Genomic DNA, 17,402 nt, shown 5'->3' on the forward strand with positions numbered 1-17,402 from the left:
GTTCTCAGCCGATGTGACCGACCACTGGGGGCGCCACATCGTCGTCGGCGCCCCAGTCGTCCTCGTTGCCGGAGAGGTACTTCGGCTTCTCCCTCTCGCGTTCCTGCCCCCCGGCGGCGCCCCCGCCCATCGGCGGCGCGTACACCGGCGGGCCGCCCGTTCCCGCAGCGCGCGCGCCGACCGCCGTCCCCGTGCCTGTGCCCGTGCCCGTGCCCGCAGCGCGCGCGCCGACCGCCGTCCCCGTGCCCGTGCCCGTGCCCGTGCCCGTTCCGGACCCGGAGTAGCCGGATCCACCGGTGGTCGTGCCCGTGTCGGCTCCCTGCCAGGTCGGGCCGCCGGTTCCTCCTGGACCTCCGGGAGGCTGCCATTGCGGGGTCGACGGAGCGTTCGGGTCGAATCCCGCGAGCCGCGTGCTCGGATCGGTCACGGACGGGGTGTTCAGCCCACCGGTGTCCTTGTCGGGGAGACCGGTTCCCGCTGAGCCGAGATCCGGCTGCGTGACGCGGGGATCGGGCAGGCCGCCGGTGCCGTTCGTTCCAGGCGATCCGGGCAATTTGGTGTCCGGCTTCGGCATATCGCCCAAGCCGGAACCGCCACCCGGCCCTCCGGTCCCCCCGCCCGTTCCCGTGCCCAGATCACCGCTCCCCAGATCCGGCTTGGTCCCGAGCCCCCCTGGATCCAGGTTCCCCAGATCCGGCTTGGTCCCGAGACCTCCGGGCCCCAGGCCCCCCAGATCCGGCTTGGTCCCGAGACCTCCAGGACCCAGGCCTCCAGGACCCAGGCCTCCAGGACCCAGGCCTCCAGGACCCAGGCCTCCGGGGCCCAGGTCTCCGGGGCCGGACAGGTCCTTGATCTCCTTGGTGTTGTTGGACCGGTCGTAGTTGTCGTCCATGGCCGCGAGTGCCTCCTGCCAGGTCTCCAGCGCGTCCCGGGCTTCCGAGAGAGCCTTCGCGGCGGCCTTGCGCGCGCTGTCGTGCGCCATGGCGAGACCGATGCCCATGACGCCGAACCCCGGGAAACCGATCTCGATCGAACCGGTCACCGTCGAGATGTCCCCCAAAGCGGGAGCGTGGCCGCCGAACTGCTTGCCGAGGTCCGCCACCACTCCCTTTTCCCTCGGGAACTTGATCTCACCGCTGTTCATCAGGTCGGCGGCACTCGGCAGCGACGGGTTGGAGGAACTCATATGCGCGCCTTCCGCTGTTCGCTACGTCACGATCGGGGGAGTGGCGGTGCCGCCGTGGCCCCAGACTTCGTCGTCTTCCGTGAGCCAGGTGTCGTTCTCGCGGTCCGCCTGCTCCTCGCGGCCCCGTCCGCCATGCGAGGCGGGCATCACCATGCCGTTCGCGCCCGGCCGGCCCGCGCCCGCACCCGCGCCCGCGCCACGGGCTCCCGTACGCGGGGAGGTCGCCCCGCCGCCGGACATGCCTCCGGATCTGCCGCCGGACATGCCGTCGTACGCCGGAACGATCCCCGTGGAGCCCCCTCCGAAGGCGCCGGAGCCGGTGGAGCCGCCAGAACTGGGGAGGCCACCACTGGAAGGGCCGGTGAGCGAGGTTCCCGGTGGCGTGAGCGTCCCCGGACCGTTGTATCCGGCGAGATCGGCCGTGCCCGGTCCGTTCCCCGGTCCGTTCCCCGACCCGGTCCCCCATCCCGTTCCGGCCCCCGGTCCCGTCTCTGGAAGTCCGCCACCGGTCGCGCCTCCGTTCCAGCCGCTTCCCCCGGAACCTCCCGTGGACGGGCCGAGAACGGATGGTGTCACCCCGTCCGTGCCGGGGCCGGTGAGCCCCAGGTCGCGGGAGTTCAGCCCCGTCCCCGTCATGCCGTCCACTTTGGGCATCGACGGGTTCGGTGCCGACGGCATGCCTCCTGGTCCGGAGAAACCCGGGAGGGTGCCGTTCGGGCCCCCTGGCATCGTGACGGTGACCTTGTCCGGGTCGAATCCGGTGGGCGTGTAGACGGGCAGGTCGATCGCGTTCGGATCGGGCAGCGCCAGCTGGACCTCGGAGGGAAGCGCGGCATAATGCTTGACGATCAGCTTGTTGACCTCCCTCAGGTGGTTCACCGCGCGCTTTTCCACTCGCTGGATGCCATAGAACGGAATCGCGTCGGCCCAGTCCATGTCGTGATCGGAGCGCGAGTCCTCGAACCTCTTGACCACGACGTTCCGTTGCGCCCAGACGAGAGTCTCGGCGTAGTCCTGGAGCGTCCGTCCGATCTGCCCCAGCTTGGCAGCGAGCTCCCGCGCGCTCGCGTGCAGGCTCCGCAACTGCTTCTGCGTTTCGACGGCCACCGGGCCTCGGTAGTTCTCCGCCAGCGCGACGGCGGCGCTTTTGACGTGCCCGGCGAAGTCCTCGAGCAGCGTCTGGGCGGCGCAGTAGTACTGCCCGGCCCTCCGCACCGTGTTCGGTTCGGTGTCGTCGACCCAGTTCTTGATCTTGTTGATGTTGGAGTGAAGTGCGGCCGACAACCAGTCGGTGGGGAGCTCGACGTCCTCGGTCGGAGCGATCCCCATCTCTTTCAGTTTCATGGACTTCGGTGTCGGACTCGTCATCGTGAACTCCGTCAGACCTCGCGCGGTACGTGGGCTCCATTGGCCTGTTCCGCCTTGTCAAAGCTTTCGACCATCTCCAGCAGCGTCTCGGCCATGGCGTCGGCCCGCATGACCACATCCGCGTACGCGCCGCTTCCCGCCTGCAGGCGGTCGCCGCCCGGGGAACCTCTCCTGTCCCCGTCCCGTTTGATCGCGCCCTCCCCGATGAGCAGGCCGTACGCCGTCCCCATCGTCGACGCGAAGTTCTGCGCCGCCTGCCACTTCCCGAGATGCTCGTCACTGATCGCGCACTGCAGCCGCAGGTCCGGCAGCGATCCCGCTCCGGCCGGAGGCCCGGGAAGTGGCGGCGGAGTGTCCCCCTTGGCGAACGCCACCGCTCTGGCGGGCGGCGCCGTCGCGGTGATCAACGGTTCCAGGGCCTTCCGCAGGTCACCCGCGATCCGCTTGATCTCCGTACGGTTGAGTTCCGGGTAGCCCGATCCGCCGACGTCGTCCTTCTCGGAGAGGCCGGGCCAGTCGGGGTCGTGTTCAGGCGACATGCGCACCTTCCTGGTCTGGTTGAAGCTAGGTCGTGTTCCGTGGATCCTCAGTACGGCGAAGATCCACGGACACTCTCTAGCCGATCACCGGCGGGGTGGCCCGATGGGTCGAGGCCCAGGCGTCCGGGTCCTCGGGCAGCGAGGTCGTTCTTACCTGGTCTCCGGAGTCACTCGCTCCGCCTGCTCCACCCATCGGTATGAACGGCATCGGCGATCCCGCCGGGCCGCGGGGCGCGACGAGACCCGGCTCGGCGGTCACACCCCTGCCGGATCCCGGCCCGCCGAGGATCGACGGAACGCCTGGCGGGACCGTGCCCGGGCCCGTCACCGGACCGGTGATGTTGCCCGGGTACGTGGAGATCGGTGCGGAGATCGGCGTGGAGGTGGGCGTGGAGGTGGGCGTCGTGATCGGCAGATCCGGGACGCCCGCCACCTCGGTGTGCTGGGGATCGCTCCCCGCCGATCCGTGGCCCTGCCCGATCACTGGCGGGGTGACACCGTCACCGGTATTCGTTCCGGTGCCCGAGCCGTTCGCCGAACCGCCCGGGGCGCCGCCGTCGGCCGTACCTCCCGGACCGCCCCCGGTGCCGCTTCCCGTGTCACCACCGGTGCCGCCGCCTGTACCGCCCGAGGTGTCGCCACCGGTGCCGCCGCCTGTACCGCCCGAGGTGCCGCCGCCTGTGCCGCTGCCTCCGGTGTGCCCACCGGGCCGGTCACCGCCTGTACCGCCTGTACCGCCAGTGCCGCCGGTTCCGGCCGATCCCGATCCACCGGCGCCCGACCCTCCGGAGCCCGATCCACCGGGGCCCGAGCCACCGGTTCCGGAGTTCCCCCAGGACGTCGGGCTCGCACCGCCGGAACCGCTTCCCGACGTGCCCGCCCCACCGGTGTACGGAGACGTGTCGCCGTAGTGGACCGGCCGCCGGGGAGAGGAGTCGCCGTCCGCAGGAGCCACCATGGGCAGCTCGTAGGTCACGTTCGGCGGGATATGCGCGTGATAGAGATCGACGATTTTCTGGTTCAGCTTGTCGAGCACCTGCCGGGCCTGGCTGTCCGCGTACGCCTGGGCCTGCAGGTAGCTGGCCTTGGTGGTGATGCCGTTGGGCGGCAGAGCCGGCGGCGCGGGAAACCTGGTCGGGTTTCCGTCCGTGATCAGCATCGGCGGGCGCAGCAGGGGGTCGGTGCCGGTGGTCGACAGGAGCGGGCCGGTGGTCGTCGTCGGAGGCGGGACCATGCGCGCGGTGTCGTAGCACATCCCGGGCAGCTGACCCTGCAGGTAGGTGTCGAGCTTCTCGATGGCGGCCTTCGCCTCGGGGAGGTGGACGTCGCCGTACAACCTGAGCGCCCGGCTCATCTCCCGCATTTTGGTGGTGAGCTCGTTGCCCGCCGCGGTGAGGAACTGCAGCGCCTTCTGGACCTCGACGGCGGCCGGGCCCTTCCACGCCTCCGAGAGCCGCTGCGCGCGCGCCTGCATCGCGTCGGCCATCAGCTCGATCGTCCCGGCGGCGTGCTCGTAGGCGAATCCCGCGTCGTTCACCGCGGTCGGGTTGCTCTTCCGGAACGATGCGGCGATCTCGTGCGTGGACGAGGTCACCGCACGGGCGGTGGGAGGCTGACCCTCCTTGATGACGTACGTCTTTCTGTCGGTATCCACGACGGTCTCTCTCAGACGTTCCGGTCGGCCTCGTTCGCGTGGTTGGTCTTGGCGTACTCGTCGGCATGGGCTTCCATCGCCGCGACGACGGCCGCGTACGCCTCGCCGAACCGCTTGTAGGCGTCGAGGAACGCCGTGCCACCCCTGGTGACCGTGCCGGCCAGCGCCTGCGCATCCTCCCATTCACCGAGTTGCCCGGAGTTGAGGCTCTCCAGGCTGCTCTCCTTGATGCTGCTCAGCGTGCCGGTGGTGTAGCCATCGTCGAAGGGCCGTCCGTTCACGCCGCTCAGGTAGGACTTGAGCTCTCCGGCGATCGTCCTGATCGTGGGGACGTCGTACTCCAGGGGGACGTCACCGTCCAGGCCCGGCCATTTCGGGTCGACCTGGAACGTGTCGCCGCCACCGCCCCCCTCCATGGCGTCTTTCTGGGTCATGTCCCTCCCACCCGTGGGGACGCGAAGCGCGTCGCGGAACCGAACACGGCACCCAACACGGAACCGAACCCGGGGTCGTCCCGGCCGTCGAGAGCGGCGACGGCCGGTCGGGGCCCCGTGTGAGGGCGGGTCAGCCGTTCACCCACATGCTCTTGTTCCTGTGCTCGGCCGCCCGGTAGTTCTCGTTCGCGATCTGGATGGCCCGCTGGATCTCGTCGAGCTGGCTCTTCATCCTCGCGGCGGCGGTGTCCCACTTCCGCTGGTGCTCCCTGAAGAACGCCTCCGCGCCGTCGTCGCCGTCCCAGTGACCCGCGAGGTCCTGCTGGAGCTTGGTGATCAGGTCGGTCGTGGCCTGCTCGAAGGACTTGAGGATGTTGACGATGTCGCCCTGGGCCAAGTCCATGTGGCCGAAGTTGACCTTGGTGAAGTCGAGTTCAGCGGACACTGAGCACTCCGTTCCTGCCTGGCTGGGTTGGGGTCACTGGATGTCGACGTTGATCAGCGACTCGACGCGGCCGACACCGGCCTGCACGTCCTGGTCGGCGGCGTCGTAGACGATGGCGTTGACGCCCATCGTCTGCGCGATCGACTCGAGGTCCTCCCGGACCGCGCGCATGCTGTCGTCCCAGGTGGTCATCGCCCGCCTGAACACGGCCGCCGCCGGGCCGATCCACCCCGTGGCCAGCAGGCCGTTCGCCGTCGTCTCGACACCGGCGCGAAGACCCTCGATGTACTGGGCCGTGTCGACGACGTGGCCGGACGCGAGCTTGATCTGAGCCGGGCTCGCGCCAAAGAACTGCGACATTCTGTCACCTCCGTGGCATAGGGCCAGATTGGGCCCGTGATGTCCTCACACCTCGTGGACATCCCGTGCGAACATCACCAACTGGCATCGTAAGTGTCAAGATCTAACTAGATATCACGCAGGTAGATTACGGATAAGTAAACTTTGGTCAGCATGTCCGTAATCGGTCACGCTCTGTCTTCGAGGCGCCGCCGGATGCGATCAAGGTCGGCCATCACGTCGTCGAACGTCCGGTTGTAGACGGCCTCCGCGGCCGCGACCTTGTGCATCGCCGCATCAGGGTCCTTGAGCAGCCGCATCGGATCGTCGTCCGTCCCGAAGATCTCCTGGGAGGCCTCCCCGACCTTCCGCTGCAGGTCGTCACCCGCCTCCTTGATCGTCGCCTTGATCTTCTCCGCGAGCTCGCCGGAGCTCAGCCGCATCGCCTTGGGGTGCAGCTGCAGCTCGCGCAGGCCGTTCGCGGCGTATTCCACGGTGACGAGGCGGTCCTCGTCCTGCGCCTGGCCGACCAGGCCGGAGATGACGCTCTCAAGCTGCCGCATCTGGTCGCTCTGCTGATCCCCGTGCCGCATGAGCTGCTCGATGTCAATGTTCGCGAAGTCGCCGAATCCCGTCATCCGCTGCTCCATCTTTCGACACGGCCGCCCGTCCGGCACAACAAGTCACATACGGCCATATTTCGAGCAACGTACCTCATTACCCATCACCATCACCGGATTTCCGGTTCCCCTGACCGGCCCCGCGAATGAGCCGGGGAATCAGCCGGAACGGCTCCGGAACCGCTCCAGGTCGGCCAGGCGGCCCTCCATCGAGTCGAGGAAGGAGTCCTGGATCGCCTCCAGCCGCCGCCGGGAGCGATCGATGTCCATCGCTCGGTCCGTCGCCGTTGCCCGGTCCGTCGAGCCGGGGTGGGACGCCTCTCCCGGCGGCTCGTCGAGCACCGAGCCGAGCACGTCGGCGGTCTTCCGCCGGGCGTCCTCCTGCGCGGCCCGTACCGCGTCGACCACCGCCTCGGCGAGGCTCTCGCTGTCCTGCCGCATCACCCGGGGGTCGAACCGTAGGTCCTGGATCCGGCCCTCGCCGTCGACGGCGGCGCGCACCATGCCGCCCGCGGTCTCCCCCTCGCCGGTCACCTCGCCCAGCCGCCCCATGGCGTCGGTGAGGTCCCGGAGGGAACGATCCGCCTGCCGGATGATCCGGTCGAGCTCCTCCGGGCGCACCGTCGCGGGATCGAAGTCGAACATCCCTGCCCCCTCATGGTCGTATCGCTCCCGCGAGTTGATCAGCGGGCGGTGAACCGGCTTCCAGCACCGCGTGGCCACGGCCCGAACCCCGCATGAACAAATGGCTCCCACCTGCGCGAACGCCGTCAGGAGCGTCGCCGCCTGGACGGTCGCGGTGATATGGAGATCACATGTCTCCCCCTCATCCGATCGAGGCCGCCGCGTCCGGCACGACACCTGACGCGACATCTGGCGCAACGACGCCCACGGCCGGTGCCTCCGCCACGCCGTCCGCGAGCCCCAACGGGTCGGCGAGTCCTTCGGCGAGCGCCACGCCCAGCCCCTCGGACACCTCGTCCGCGTCCCCGTCACCGTCACCGAGCGGATCGGCCACCCCCGGCGGCGGGGCCAGTCCGTCCGCGAGCCCGTCCGCGAGCCCCTCGGGAAGCGCCTCCCCGAGTGCGACTCCGAGCCCGACGCCCGGCTCACCCTCCCCGTCCCCCTCCTCGTCGGCGCCCTGCCCCCATTACCCGCCCTGTCCCAGCATCTGCCCGTCCACCGGAAGCTCCAGCCATACCGGCGGCGCGGGGGGTACGGGGGGCGCCGGGGGTTCCAGTACGCCGCGCCACCCGGCGACACAGCAGCCTTCCAGCGGAACAAGCAGCAACCAGGACCGGTACGTGACCTCGAACGGCATCAGGAACCTGAGAGTTCACCTGCACGAGGACGTCATCCCCCAGTTCGAGACCCGCCGCCAGCAGATGAACGAGACCACTCTCGGCCCGTGGGCCCTCGGCATGTCCGGCAGCGCGATCATCCTGCCCACCTACGAGAGAGCCGTGACGAGGGCCCGCGACCACCTCAGCGACGCGATCGACGCGGCTGAGCAGTGGATCGTCCAACTGGAGACGGCGGCGACCAACTGGCGCACCGCCGAGGACGCGAGCACCGTCAAGTACGTCTGATCGCGTCGGCACACGGGATCTCGACGATCCGGCACTCGCGACGCTCACTGCAATCACGGCAATAGCGGCATTTCATCGCACACGGCACCTGAACACGGAAAGGCGGCACGACATGGGCAAGCACGCGGGCGCCCCCGCGGTCGAAGCGATCGGCAACCTGAAACGGGTCCAGATCCTCGCGGGAATGGGTCTCCTCACACTCACCCTGGTGGAGAACATGCTGATCGACGACGAGGCGATCATTCACGCGGCCAACAACTGGCTCGCGGTCGCGCGCGAGCTGGACGGCGGGCCGAAGCGGATGCTGGCGCTCATGCTGGCGGAGTCGAGGGACACCTGGATCGCCGACGACCAGACGGCGTTCGAGGACGCCGTCGTGACCTTCCAGTCAAAGCTGGAGGTCCTGCGGGGCATGGTCACCGACACGGGCGGGCTGCTCGACGAGATCGGGGCCACGTTCCGCGACTTCGGGTGGGCGATGTTCGTGTTCTCCGGCACCCTGCTCGCCACGACCGCCTCCGCCGCGGTCCTGCGGTTCACCCCGGCCGGCGCCCAGGCGCAACTCTTCATGCGCGTGCTGATCCAGACCGCCGACAAGATCCTCGCGGCGTGGGGCAAGGCGCTGCTCGCCTACCTCGGCGGTGCGGCGTTCATCCTCGGCTACCTGTGGCGCAAGGAGATGCAGATGCGGAACGTCGAGCCGACCGGTGTCGCCGCCATCGACTTCAAGAAGGCGACGATCAACGTGGATCGCAACCCGACCTTCAGCAAGCCCGGCAAGCCCGGGACGTTGCCGCCGTCCACCGCCGGCTTCGACTGGATCGCCCCCAAGCGCGACGTGCCCCTCCCGTACGGCCAGTAGACACGGGTCAGGCGGCTGGAGGGCGGCGGCGGGTCAGCCGGACAGGCCCCGGATCCAGGCGTAGACCTCCAGCACGCCCAGCGCGAGCGGGAACAGCGCGGCGGTCAGCACGACGTCGGCGATGTCCCCGGCGCGGCCCCAGAACGGGGACGGGCGGCCGGACGGCAGCCACAGGCCGAGGCTCACCGGGATCACCGCGGCCCACACCAGGCCGATCACAATCGCGATCGACGCGCCGTCGCCCGCCCGCATGCTCAGCGCGAGCACGAGCAGAACGAGGCCGGCCAGCGCGGAGACCGTCAACCAGAGCCGCTGGGCGACGCCGTGGAAGACGCGGGTCCGCATGACCAGCGTCAAGGACAGCGCGAACGACATCACCGGCGCGATCCATCCCTCGGAGAGCACGAGCAGCGGCTGGGCGGCGAGCACGGCCACCGCGATCCCAGCGATGAGCCCCGTCGCGTAACGCTGCGCCTGGCCGGTCCGCTCCAGGATGGACGCGCTGTCCACCCGCTCGTTGTCCGCGCGCAGCTCCTCGGCCGTGGTGGGCATGGAGGGCAGCGGCAGCCGGGCCAGACGGAACGACAGCGATGGGATGAACGGGCTGCACGCCAGCAGGACCGACACGGCGACGGCGGCGACTCCCGCCGGGGGCGCGTCGAACACCATCACGACGGCGGCGCTCACCGCGCCCGCGATGGACGCGACGGCGGTGCCGAGGAACCCGGGCACGCCGTCGGCCACCGCCGCGCCGCCGACCGCGGCCACGAGCGCGGTGCAGGCGAGCGCGGCGAGCAGGTGCGGCGCGCCGAGCCCCGCGAGCCCGGACGGCCCGGCCGGGGCGAGCAGCCCCGCCAGGAACCCGTACGGCAACGCCGCGTAGCCGATCGCCGCGCCCGCCCCGGAGTCGCCCAGCGCCCGGGACATCGAGGCCGCGGCGACCAGCAGGATGAGGGCGAGCACGCCAGCGACCACGGCGGCGACGGCCGGGGCCGCCCCGGACAGCGCCAGCGCCGGGGCTCCGGCGGCGAGGAGGGCGCAGGAGGCGCCCACCCCGAGCAGCCGGGTGTGCCTCCCGGCCCACGTGCCGCGGCCCTCCTTGACGCCGGTCGCGACCACGTCGGCCACGTCGTCGAACATCGCCGGGGGCAGCACGAACTCGCGCGGGCGCAGGTAGAGCACCTCACCGTCGAGGACGCCCAGCGCGCCGAGGCTCTGCCCGATGTCGAAGGGGGTGCCGCCGAGCCGTTGCAGCACCCAGCCGGGAGCGGCCGCCGACCCCCCGTCGACCTCGCCGAGCGCGCGCAGCAGGCCGGGCATGACGTGCGGCAGCGGGATGTCCGAGGGCAGTGCGAGATCGGCCCTCCTGCGCGGGCCGACGATCGTCACGTGGCACAGCGCGGGCAGCCGGGCGCCCGCGGCGGCCAGGGCTCCCTGTGGCATCGGCTCGTGGGCGGCCAGCGATGTCACGTTCGTATTCCTCCCCGTGCGGATCAGCGAACAAGGCGAAGATAGCGCGCTTGCTTTCCGACACTCGGACGTAAGGCGCATCTGGTAAGAAAAGATCAAAACGATCTGGAGGGCCATTCAGGGTGAGCATCGTCATTGTGCGCCGTCCTGAGCGCCGCCCTGGCCCGAAGCCGCCACGAGGCGAGATCCTGCTCGAGCCGCCGCCGGAGGTCCCGGAGGTGCAGTCGCAGGGCTTCGGCAACGTGCTCACCTACCTGCCGATGCTGGCGGGAGGGGCGGCCATGGGGCTGATGTTCACCGCGAACGGCAACGGCAACCCGCTCATGTACGTGTCGAGCGGCCTGTTCGCGGTGTCCATGCTGGGAATGAGCCTCGGACAGATGGGCCGCCAGGCCGGCGAGCGCAAGGCCCGGATGAACGGCCTGCGCCGGGACTACTTCCGGTACCTCTCCCAGGTGCGCAAGCGCGTACGGCGGACCGCCAAGCAGCAGCGGGAGGCCCTCGAATGGAGCGGCCCCGACCCGGACTCCCTGTGGTGGCTCGCCATGGGCCCACGCCTCTGGGAGCGGCGGCCCCGCGACGACGACTTCGGCACCGTACGGCTCGGTACGGGCGTGCAGAAGCTCGCGATCCAGCTCATCCCGCCGGACTCCAAGCCGGTCGAGGACCTCGACGCGCTGTCGGCGGGCGCGCTGCGCAGGTTCGTCCGGGCGCACTCGACCGTGTCGAAGCTTCCGGTCGCCGTGGCCCTGCACTCCTTCGCGCGGATCAAAATCACCGGTGACCCCGTCGCCGTACGGGAACTGGTCCGGGCGATGGTCGCGCAGACCGCAGTGTTCCACTCGCCCGACGACATGCGGATCATGGTGTGCGCGGACCAGGAGTGGATGCCCCACTGGGAGTGGGTCAAGTGGCTGCCCCACGCGTTGCACCCGGAGGAGACCGACGCCGCCGGTCAGGTGCGGCTGATGACCGAGAACCTCGCCGAGCTGGACCGGCTCGTCGGCTCCGAGCTGAGGGAGCGCGCGAGGTTCAAGCCGGGAGGCGCCGCCGACGCCCTGCCGTACCACGTCCTGATCATCGACGGCGGGCGGGTGCCGATCGACTCCCAGCTCGGGACGGACGCCATCCAGGGCGTCACCGTGATCGACCTGTCCGGGACGGCGGGAGTCGTCGAGGAGCAGAGCACGCTACGGCTGGATGTCCGGCCCGACGGATTCTTCATGATCAAGCTGGATCACGCGGGCAAGGAGTCCCGGACCCGGCTCGGCGACCCGGACCGGCTCGACTTCCTCAGAACCGAGGGCCTGGCCAGGCAGCTCGCCCCGCTGCGCGCGTCCACGGCCAAGGGCAGGGAGACACAGGACGTCCTCGCGACGAACACGTCGCTCACCGACCTGCTCGGCGTCGGCGACGCCGCCCTCATCGACCCCGCGGTGACGTGGCGGCCCCGGGCCGGCCGCAACCGGCTGCGGGTGCCGATCGGGCTCGGCGCGGACGGCCGCGTGGTCGAGCTCGACATCAAGGAGTCGGCTCAGGGCGGCATGGGGCCGCACGGCCTGGTGATCGGCGCCACCGGATCGGGCAAGAGCGAGCTGCTGCGCACACTCGTGCTCGGCCTCGCCCTCACCCACTCCTCGGAGATCCTCAACTTCGTCCTCGTCGACTTCAAGGGCGGCGCCACGTTCCTCGGCCTGGAGAGCCTCTCCCACGTCTCCGCGGTCATCACCAACCTGGAGGACGAGCTGCCGCTCGTCGACCGCATGCACGACGCCCTGCACGGCGAGATGGTCCGCCGCCAGGAGCTGCTGCGGGCCGCGGGCAACTACGCCTCGCTGCGCGACTACGAGCGCGCCAGGGAGCAGGGGGCCGACCTCGCGCCCATGCCCACCCTGTTCGTCGTCCTCGACGAGTTCAGCGAGCTGCTCACGGCCAAGCCCGAGTTCATCGACCTGTTCGTCATGATCGGACGGCTCGGCCGGTCACTCGGCGTGCACCTGCTGCTCGCCTCGCAGCGCCTGGAGGAGGGGCGGCTGCGCGGCCTGGACACCCACCTGTCGTACCGGATCGGGTTGCGGACCTTCTCCGCGATGGAGAGCCGGGTCGTGCTCGGCGTGGCCGACGCGTACGAGCTGCCGTCCGCTCCCGGCAACGGGTACCTCAAGTTCGACACCACTGGGATGACCCGGTTCAAGGCGGCCTACGTCTCCGGGGCGTACGAGGCGGGGACGCACCACGCGGCCGCGCCCGACGGCGGCGCCGCGCCGCCCCGCGTGGTCGAGTACGGCACGGCGTACGCCCCTCTGCCGGAGATCGAGAAGGCGCCGGAGGAGGCCGGAGACTCGGCCGCCGAAGGAGCGACGGCCGACGGCCCGCAGACCCAGGACAGCCTGCTCGACGTCGTGGTGGCCAGGATGACGGGCAAGGGACCGGCCGCCCACCGCATCTGGCTGCCGCCGCTCGGCGACCCGCCAACCCTCACCCACCTGCTCCCCCCGCTGTCGGTCACACCGGAGCTGGGGTTGTCCACCGCGGGCTGGGATGGCCGGGGACGGCTGCACACCGTGATCGGCGTGGTCGACAAGCCCTTCGAGCAGCGCCGCGAACCGTTCTGGCTGGACCTGTCCGGCGCGGCCGGCCACGTCGCCGTCGCCGGCGGCACGCAGAGCGGCAAGAGCACGGTGCTCCGCACGCTGATCACGAGCATGGCGCTCACCCACACGCCCCGCGAGGTCCAGTTCTACTGCCTGGACTTCGGAGGCGGCTCGCTCGCCTCGCTCGACGGGCTGCCGCACGTCGGCGGCGTCGCCAGCCGTCTCGACGCCGACCGGGTCCGCCGTACGGTCGCCGAGATCTCGACGCTCCTCCAGCAGCGGGAACGCGAGTTCGCCGAGCAGGGGATCGACTCGATCACGGCCTACCGGCGGGGGCTGGCCGACGGCACGATCGAGGGCGACGGGTGGGGCGACATCTTCCTGGTGGTCGACGGCTGGCTGACCATCCGGCAGGACTTCGAGACGCTCGAACCCATCATCACCGACCTGGCCGCGCGCGGGCTCGGCTACGGCATCCACGTCGTGGCCGCCACCAACAAGTGGTCGGAGTTCCGGCCCGGCATCAGGGACCTGTTCGGCACCCGCGTCGAGCTCAAGCTCGGCGACGCGTACGAGTCGGAGATCAACCGCAAGAAGTCGCTGGCCGTGCCGGAGGGCGTGCCCGGCCGCGGCCTGACCAGGGACGGCATGCACTTCCTGTCGGCGCTGCCCCGCATCGACGGCGTCCAGCGCGCCGACGACCTCCCGGACGGCGTCCGCGCGCTCGTCCAGGCGGTGCGGAACGCCTGGACGGGCCGGCCCGCCCCCGCCGTACGGCTCCTGCCGTCCGTGCTGCCCGCCGAGACGCTGCCGGACGTCGCGGCGACCGGGCCGGGCCGGATCGCGATCGGCATCGACGAGGGCACCCTCTCGCCCGTGCTGCTCGACTTCGACACCGATCCGCACTTCGTCGTGGTCGGCGACACCGAGAGCGGCAAGTCCAACCTGCTGCGGCTGGTGGCCGAGGGCCTGGTGGCCCGGCGCACCCCGCAGGAGGCCATGATGATCGTGATCGACTATCGCCGGACGCTTCTCGACACCGCCGTCACCGACCACCGCATCGGCTACGCGGCGTCCGGACCCGCGGCGCTCGAACTGATCAACGACGCCCGCAACGCGCTGCTCAAGCGGCTGCCCCCCGCCGACCTCACGCCCGAGCAGCTCAGGGCGCGCAACTGGTGGCGCGGCTCCGACCTCTACATCGTGGTGGACAACTACGAGCTGGTCGCCACCTCGTCCAATCCTCTGCTGCCCCTGGCCGAGCTACTGCCGCAGGCCCGCGACATCGGCCTGCACCTGGTGATGTCCCGGGCGATGGGCGGTCTCGGCCGGGCCATGTTCGACCCCGTCATCCAGCGGCTCAAGGACATGGCCAGCCCCGCCGTCGTCCTGTCCGGCAACCGGGACGAGGGCTTCCTCTTCGGCAACGTGCGGGCACACCCGCTCCCGCCCGGTCGCGGCTACCACGTCGATCGGAAGTACGGCAACCGCCTCATGCAGACGGCGTTCCTCCCGCCACACCAGCCCCCGGAAGCGGACTGATGGGCCTCCACCTTCCGACCGGGCTGGTCCTGGCCATGGGTCTCGTCGGCTACACCTGGCCCGCCGCCGACGAGACCAAGCTCCTCGAAGCCGGACGCATGTGGATCGGCTTCGCCGACACCCTCTACGAACAAGCCCAAAACGCCAACGACCACGTCCAACGTGTCGTCACCCGCAACAGCGGCCAAGACATCACCGCCATGTGGGACCGCTGGACCTCCGCCGAGGGTCCCACCGCCCAAAGCAACGACGCCATCACCGCCACCCGGCTCATCGGCGCCGCCTGCCTCGCCGGAGCCGCCATCGTCGCCGCCTTCAAAATCGGCATCATCACCGCACTCGCCCGCCTCGCCGTACGGGTCGCCCAGGCCATCGCCGCCGCCGGCGCCAGCCTCGGCACCTCACTCGCCACACTCCCCCTCTCCATCGCCGCCACCCGCGTCGCCATCCGCGGACTCCTCCACACCACCCTCCACCGCCTCAAACGAATCGTCGGCTCACTCCTCGAGCGCGCCCGCGCCCTCTTCCAGAAGATCACCCCCATGGGGCTGCGCATGCGGCTCGCCAGACGGCCGGACCCGCTCCGCGCCGCGGCGGACCGAACCGTGAACGTCAAGGCCATCACCCCGTCCCCGGTGTGGCGTACGGACCGGCTCATCCTGCGACGCGCGGACGACCGTCACCCGGACGAGGTCTTCGGGCCCGGCTTCCATCCGCGCAACCCCCGCAACGCCGACCTGGAGTCCCACCTGCGGTTCGAGGAGTCGGCGTTCGTCAGCACCACCCGGCTGGACAACCCGATGGACATCTTCCCGACGAGATACCTGTACGACGTGGACGCGCCGGGAGGGATCGACATCGTCGACACCATGGGCAGCGCCCTGCGCACCGGGCACCAGCGGGAAGTCGCGTTCCCCGGCGGGATCGAGGGCAGGTTCATCAAAGGGGCCCGACCGTACGACGCCACGACCGGGACATTCGGGGGCTACGTCCCCAACCCCGGTTACCGACCGTGATCAGACCATCCGGCCGGGAACGGCGTTGGCCGCGGCTTCCGCGCCGGCCAGCTCGGCGCGACCGTGATTCCCGGACATCGTCTCGACAGTGATCCCCGCGTCCCTGATCCCGCCGGCGAGCGTCACGTACGCGTCGATCGCCTCCCGCCTGATCATGGCGTAGATCGGGCCGCACATGCTTCCCAGCTCGTCGTCGCCCCAGGGATCCAACCGACCCGCCAACTCCGTGGCGAAGACCTCGACCTCGAGCGCCATGTCCTCCCCCACGCGTAGGAGCCCGTCACCGCCGGCGCGCAGGTCCGCGTGGGAGACCTCGATCCCGCCCGGTTCCCTCATGCCCCGTCTCCTTCCTCATCAGCGCTCTCCGAATGCCGTCTGCTTGTCACCACCAAGCATGCCGAAAAGTGCCGGATCCTGCCCTCAAGTCCGAGATGCCGCCCTGCCTCCGCATGCTGAAGGCCGCCCGGACGCGGACACCCGCCCGGATCCGTCTCGGCGGTGCCTGGAGTGGTGAGCGTGATAGTCAGCTTCTCGGCCCTGAAGGACCAAGCTTGCAGCTCCTCGCCGTACCTGGCAGGTACGAGTCAGGCCGCGTCGTCGGCAGCGTGACTCACTGCCCAGCCCGTGACACCGCGCGAGGCGATGTTGCGGGCCGCGTTGACGTCGGCGTGCTCAGCGAAGCCGCACGACGTACAGGAGAAGGTTGCCTGGCCCGGCCGGTTGGCCTTGTCCACATGCCCGCAGGCCGAGCAGGTCTGGGAGGTGTAGGCCGGATCGATGTGGATCACGGCGACCCCGCGCTGGGCCGCCTTGTAGACGATGAAGCTCCCCAACTGGTGGAAACTCCACGAGTGCAGCGTGACCCGCTGGGGCTTGCGGAGCCGTACCCGGTCACGGATCCCGCCCAGGTCTTCCAGGGCGATCCCGCGTCCGGTGCGTTCTGCCTCGGTCACGATGCGTTTGGCGATGCGGTGATTGGTATCGGCGGCGAACCGCGCCTCCTTGCGGCGGCGCTTCTTCAGCAGCCGTTTGGCGGACCTGGTGGCCTTAACCTGCAACCGGCGGCGCAGCTCCCGGTTGCGGTGACGGACCGCGTTCAGTCCCTTACCGCAGTGGCGGGCGCCGTCACTGGTGGTGGCAATGTTGGCGATGCCCAGATCCACCCCTATGAAGGCGCCCGGTTCAGTGACCGGAACATCAGGGATCTCACAGGTCGCATACAGAAACCACATGCCATCCCGGCAGACCAGGTCGGATTCGCCCTTCCGGTACAAGGCCAGCGCCTTGAGCTGGTCGGCCGAGCCGACGAACGCGACATTGCGCAACCGGCCGGCCGCGGTCCAGATCGACACCGTGTGGGCGGTGTGGTCCCAGGACAGGCAGCGGTCATCGAACGGCTGCGCGGCACCGGCGCGGAAGACGATCGGTTTACTCTCGGCCCGCGCACGGCGCCGGGAGCCTTCCGATCCCAGGTTCCCGGCCCGGATGTTGGCCTTCAGTGTGGTGTAGGCGTCGGCGACCTTCTTGATCACATGCTGGGCGGCCTGCGCCCCCAACCCGCGCGCTCTCACCTCGCGATAGGTGTGCTTGCGCAACGCGTACTCACGCCGGTCCCCGGTCGTGAACGCGGTCGCCGAGGCGAAGTTCGCGGCGTCGTTGCAGGCGCGCAAGGTCGCCTCCAGCGCCGCCGCCTGCTCGGGCGTCGGCCGGAGCCTCACCTGCACCACCAGCTTCACATCGAACA

General features: G+C 70.2%; 17 protein-coding genes. 4 read left to right on the forward strand and 13 right to left on the reverse strand.

The window, feature by feature from the left end; all coding sequences use genetic code 11:
• Positions 1 to 4: 4 nt before the first annotated feature.
• From QSK17_RS01135 to QSK17_RS01180, 10 genes are all read right to left on the reverse strand, one after another.
• Complete coding sequence (locus QSK17_RS01135) at positions 5 to 1,186, reverse strand: hypothetical protein (protein WP_285702441.1); 1,182 nt, start codon at positions 1,184 to 1,186, stop codon at positions 5 to 7.
• A gap of 21 nt (positions 1,187 to 1,207) precedes the next feature.
• Positions 1,208 to 2,515 carry a WXG100-like domain-containing protein gene (locus QSK17_RS01140; RefSeq protein WP_285702442.1) on the reverse strand — a complete coding sequence of 436 codons (1,308 nt, stop codon included), beginning with the start codon at positions 2,513 to 2,515 and terminating at the stop codon, positions 1,208 to 1,210.
• A gap of 50 nt (positions 2,516 to 2,565) precedes the next feature.
• Positions 2,566 to 3,093, reverse strand: coding sequence for a hypothetical protein (locus QSK17_RS01145; RefSeq protein ID WP_285702443.1), 528 nt, complete (start codon positions 3,091 to 3,093; stop codon positions 2,566 to 2,568).
• A 76-nt stretch (positions 3,094 to 3,169) separates the two neighbouring features.
• Positions 3,170 to 4,747 (reverse strand): WXG100 family type VII secretion target, encoded by a 1,578-nt coding sequence (locus tag QSK17_RS01150; protein ID WP_285702444.1) that lies wholly within the window; start codon positions 4,745 to 4,747, stop codon positions 3,170 to 3,172.
• Between the two features lie 11 nt (positions 4,748 to 4,758).
• Entirely contained in the window at positions 4,759 to 5,181 is a 423-nt protein-coding gene (locus QSK17_RS01155; RefSeq protein WP_285702445.1) for a hypothetical protein, read from the reverse strand.
• Between the two features lie 130 nt (positions 5,182 to 5,311).
• Entirely contained in the window at positions 5,312 to 5,626 is a 315-nt protein-coding gene (locus QSK17_RS01160; protein ID WP_285702446.1) for a WXG100 family type VII secretion target, read from the reverse strand.
• 33 nt (positions 5,627 to 5,659) lie between these two features.
• Positions 5,660 to 5,986, reverse strand: a complete 327-nt coding sequence (locus tag QSK17_RS01165) for a WXG100 family type VII secretion target (protein WP_285702447.1) — start codon at positions 5,984 to 5,986, stop codon at positions 5,660 to 5,662.
• Positions 5,987 to 6,153: 167 nt separating this feature from the next.
• Entirely contained in the window at positions 6,154 to 6,603 is a 450-nt protein-coding gene (locus tag QSK17_RS01170; protein ID WP_285702448.1) for a YbaB/EbfC family nucleoid-associated protein, read from the reverse strand.
• Positions 6,604 to 6,744: 141 nt separating this feature from the next.
• Complete coding sequence (locus tag QSK17_RS01175; RefSeq protein WP_285702449.1) at positions 6,745 to 7,308, reverse strand: YbaB/EbfC family nucleoid-associated protein; 564 nt, start codon at positions 7,306 to 7,308, stop codon at positions 6,745 to 6,747.
• Between the two features lie 103 nt (positions 7,309 to 7,411).
• Positions 7,412 to 7,603, reverse strand: coding sequence for a hypothetical protein (locus tag QSK17_RS01180; RefSeq protein WP_285702450.1), 192 nt, complete (start codon positions 7,601 to 7,603; stop codon positions 7,412 to 7,414).
• Positions 7,604 to 7,889: 286 nt separating this feature from the next.
• On the opposite strand from QSK17_RS01180, the gene QSK17_RS01185 reads away from it, so the two are divergent.
• Together QSK17_RS01185 and QSK17_RS01190 are read left to right on the forward strand one after the other, a co-directional pair.
• On the forward strand, positions 7,890 to 8,174 hold the full coding sequence (locus QSK17_RS01185; RefSeq protein ID WP_285702451.1) for a hypothetical protein: 285 nt from the start codon (positions 7,890 to 7,892) through the stop codon (positions 8,172 to 8,174).
• 112 nt (positions 8,175 to 8,286) lie between these two features.
• On the forward strand, positions 8,287 to 9,036 hold the full coding sequence (locus QSK17_RS01190; RefSeq protein WP_285702452.1) for a hypothetical protein: 750 nt from the start codon (positions 8,287 to 8,289) through the stop codon (positions 9,034 to 9,036).
• A 33-nt stretch (positions 9,037 to 9,069) separates the two neighbouring features.
• Here the strand turns inward: QSK17_RS01190 and eccD are convergent, their stop codons facing one another.
• A complete protein-coding gene (gene eccD, locus QSK17_RS01195) occupies positions 9,070 to 10,506 on the reverse strand; it encodes a type VII secretion integral membrane protein EccD (RefSeq protein ID WP_285702453.1) in 1,437 nt (478 codons plus the stop codon).
• A 122-nt stretch (positions 10,507 to 10,628) separates the two neighbouring features.
• Here eccD and eccCa point away from each other — a divergent pair, with 122 nt between their 5' ends.
• Positions 10,629 to 14,642 carry a type VII secretion protein EccCa gene (gene eccCa, locus QSK17_RS01200; RefSeq protein WP_285702454.1) on the forward strand — a complete coding sequence of 1,338 codons (4,014 nt, stop codon included), beginning with the start codon at positions 10,629 to 10,631 and terminating at the stop codon, positions 14,640 to 14,642.
• Positions 14,642 to 15,658: a scabin-related ADP-ribosyltransferase gene (locus QSK17_RS01205; protein ID WP_285702455.1), complete on the forward strand. Its 1,017-nt coding sequence runs from the start codon at positions 14,642 to 14,644 to the stop codon at positions 15,656 to 15,658. The genes eccCa and QSK17_RS01205 overlap by 1 nt, the downstream gene beginning before the upstream one ends.
• Here the strand turns inward: QSK17_RS01205 and QSK17_RS01210 are convergent, their stop codons facing one another.
• Both QSK17_RS01210 and QSK17_RS01215 read right to left on the reverse strand, forming a co-directional pair.
• Entirely contained in the window at positions 15,659 to 15,994 is a 336-nt protein-coding gene (locus QSK17_RS01210; RefSeq protein ID WP_285702456.1) for a hypothetical protein, read from the reverse strand. It lies immediately after the preceding gene.
• 248 nt (positions 15,995 to 16,242) lie between these two features.
• On the reverse strand, positions 16,243 to 17,394 hold the full coding sequence (locus tag QSK17_RS01215) for an RNA-guided endonuclease InsQ/TnpB family protein (protein WP_285702457.1): 1,152 nt from the start codon (positions 17,392 to 17,394) through the stop codon (positions 16,243 to 16,245).
• Positions 17,395 to 17,402 lie beyond the last annotated feature (8 nt).

Origin of the sequence: Microtetraspora sp. NBRC 16547 (assembly GCF_030268965.1) — a bacterium.
GTDB lineage: Bacteria > Actinomycetota > Actinomycetes > Streptosporangiales > Streptosporangiaceae > Microtetraspora.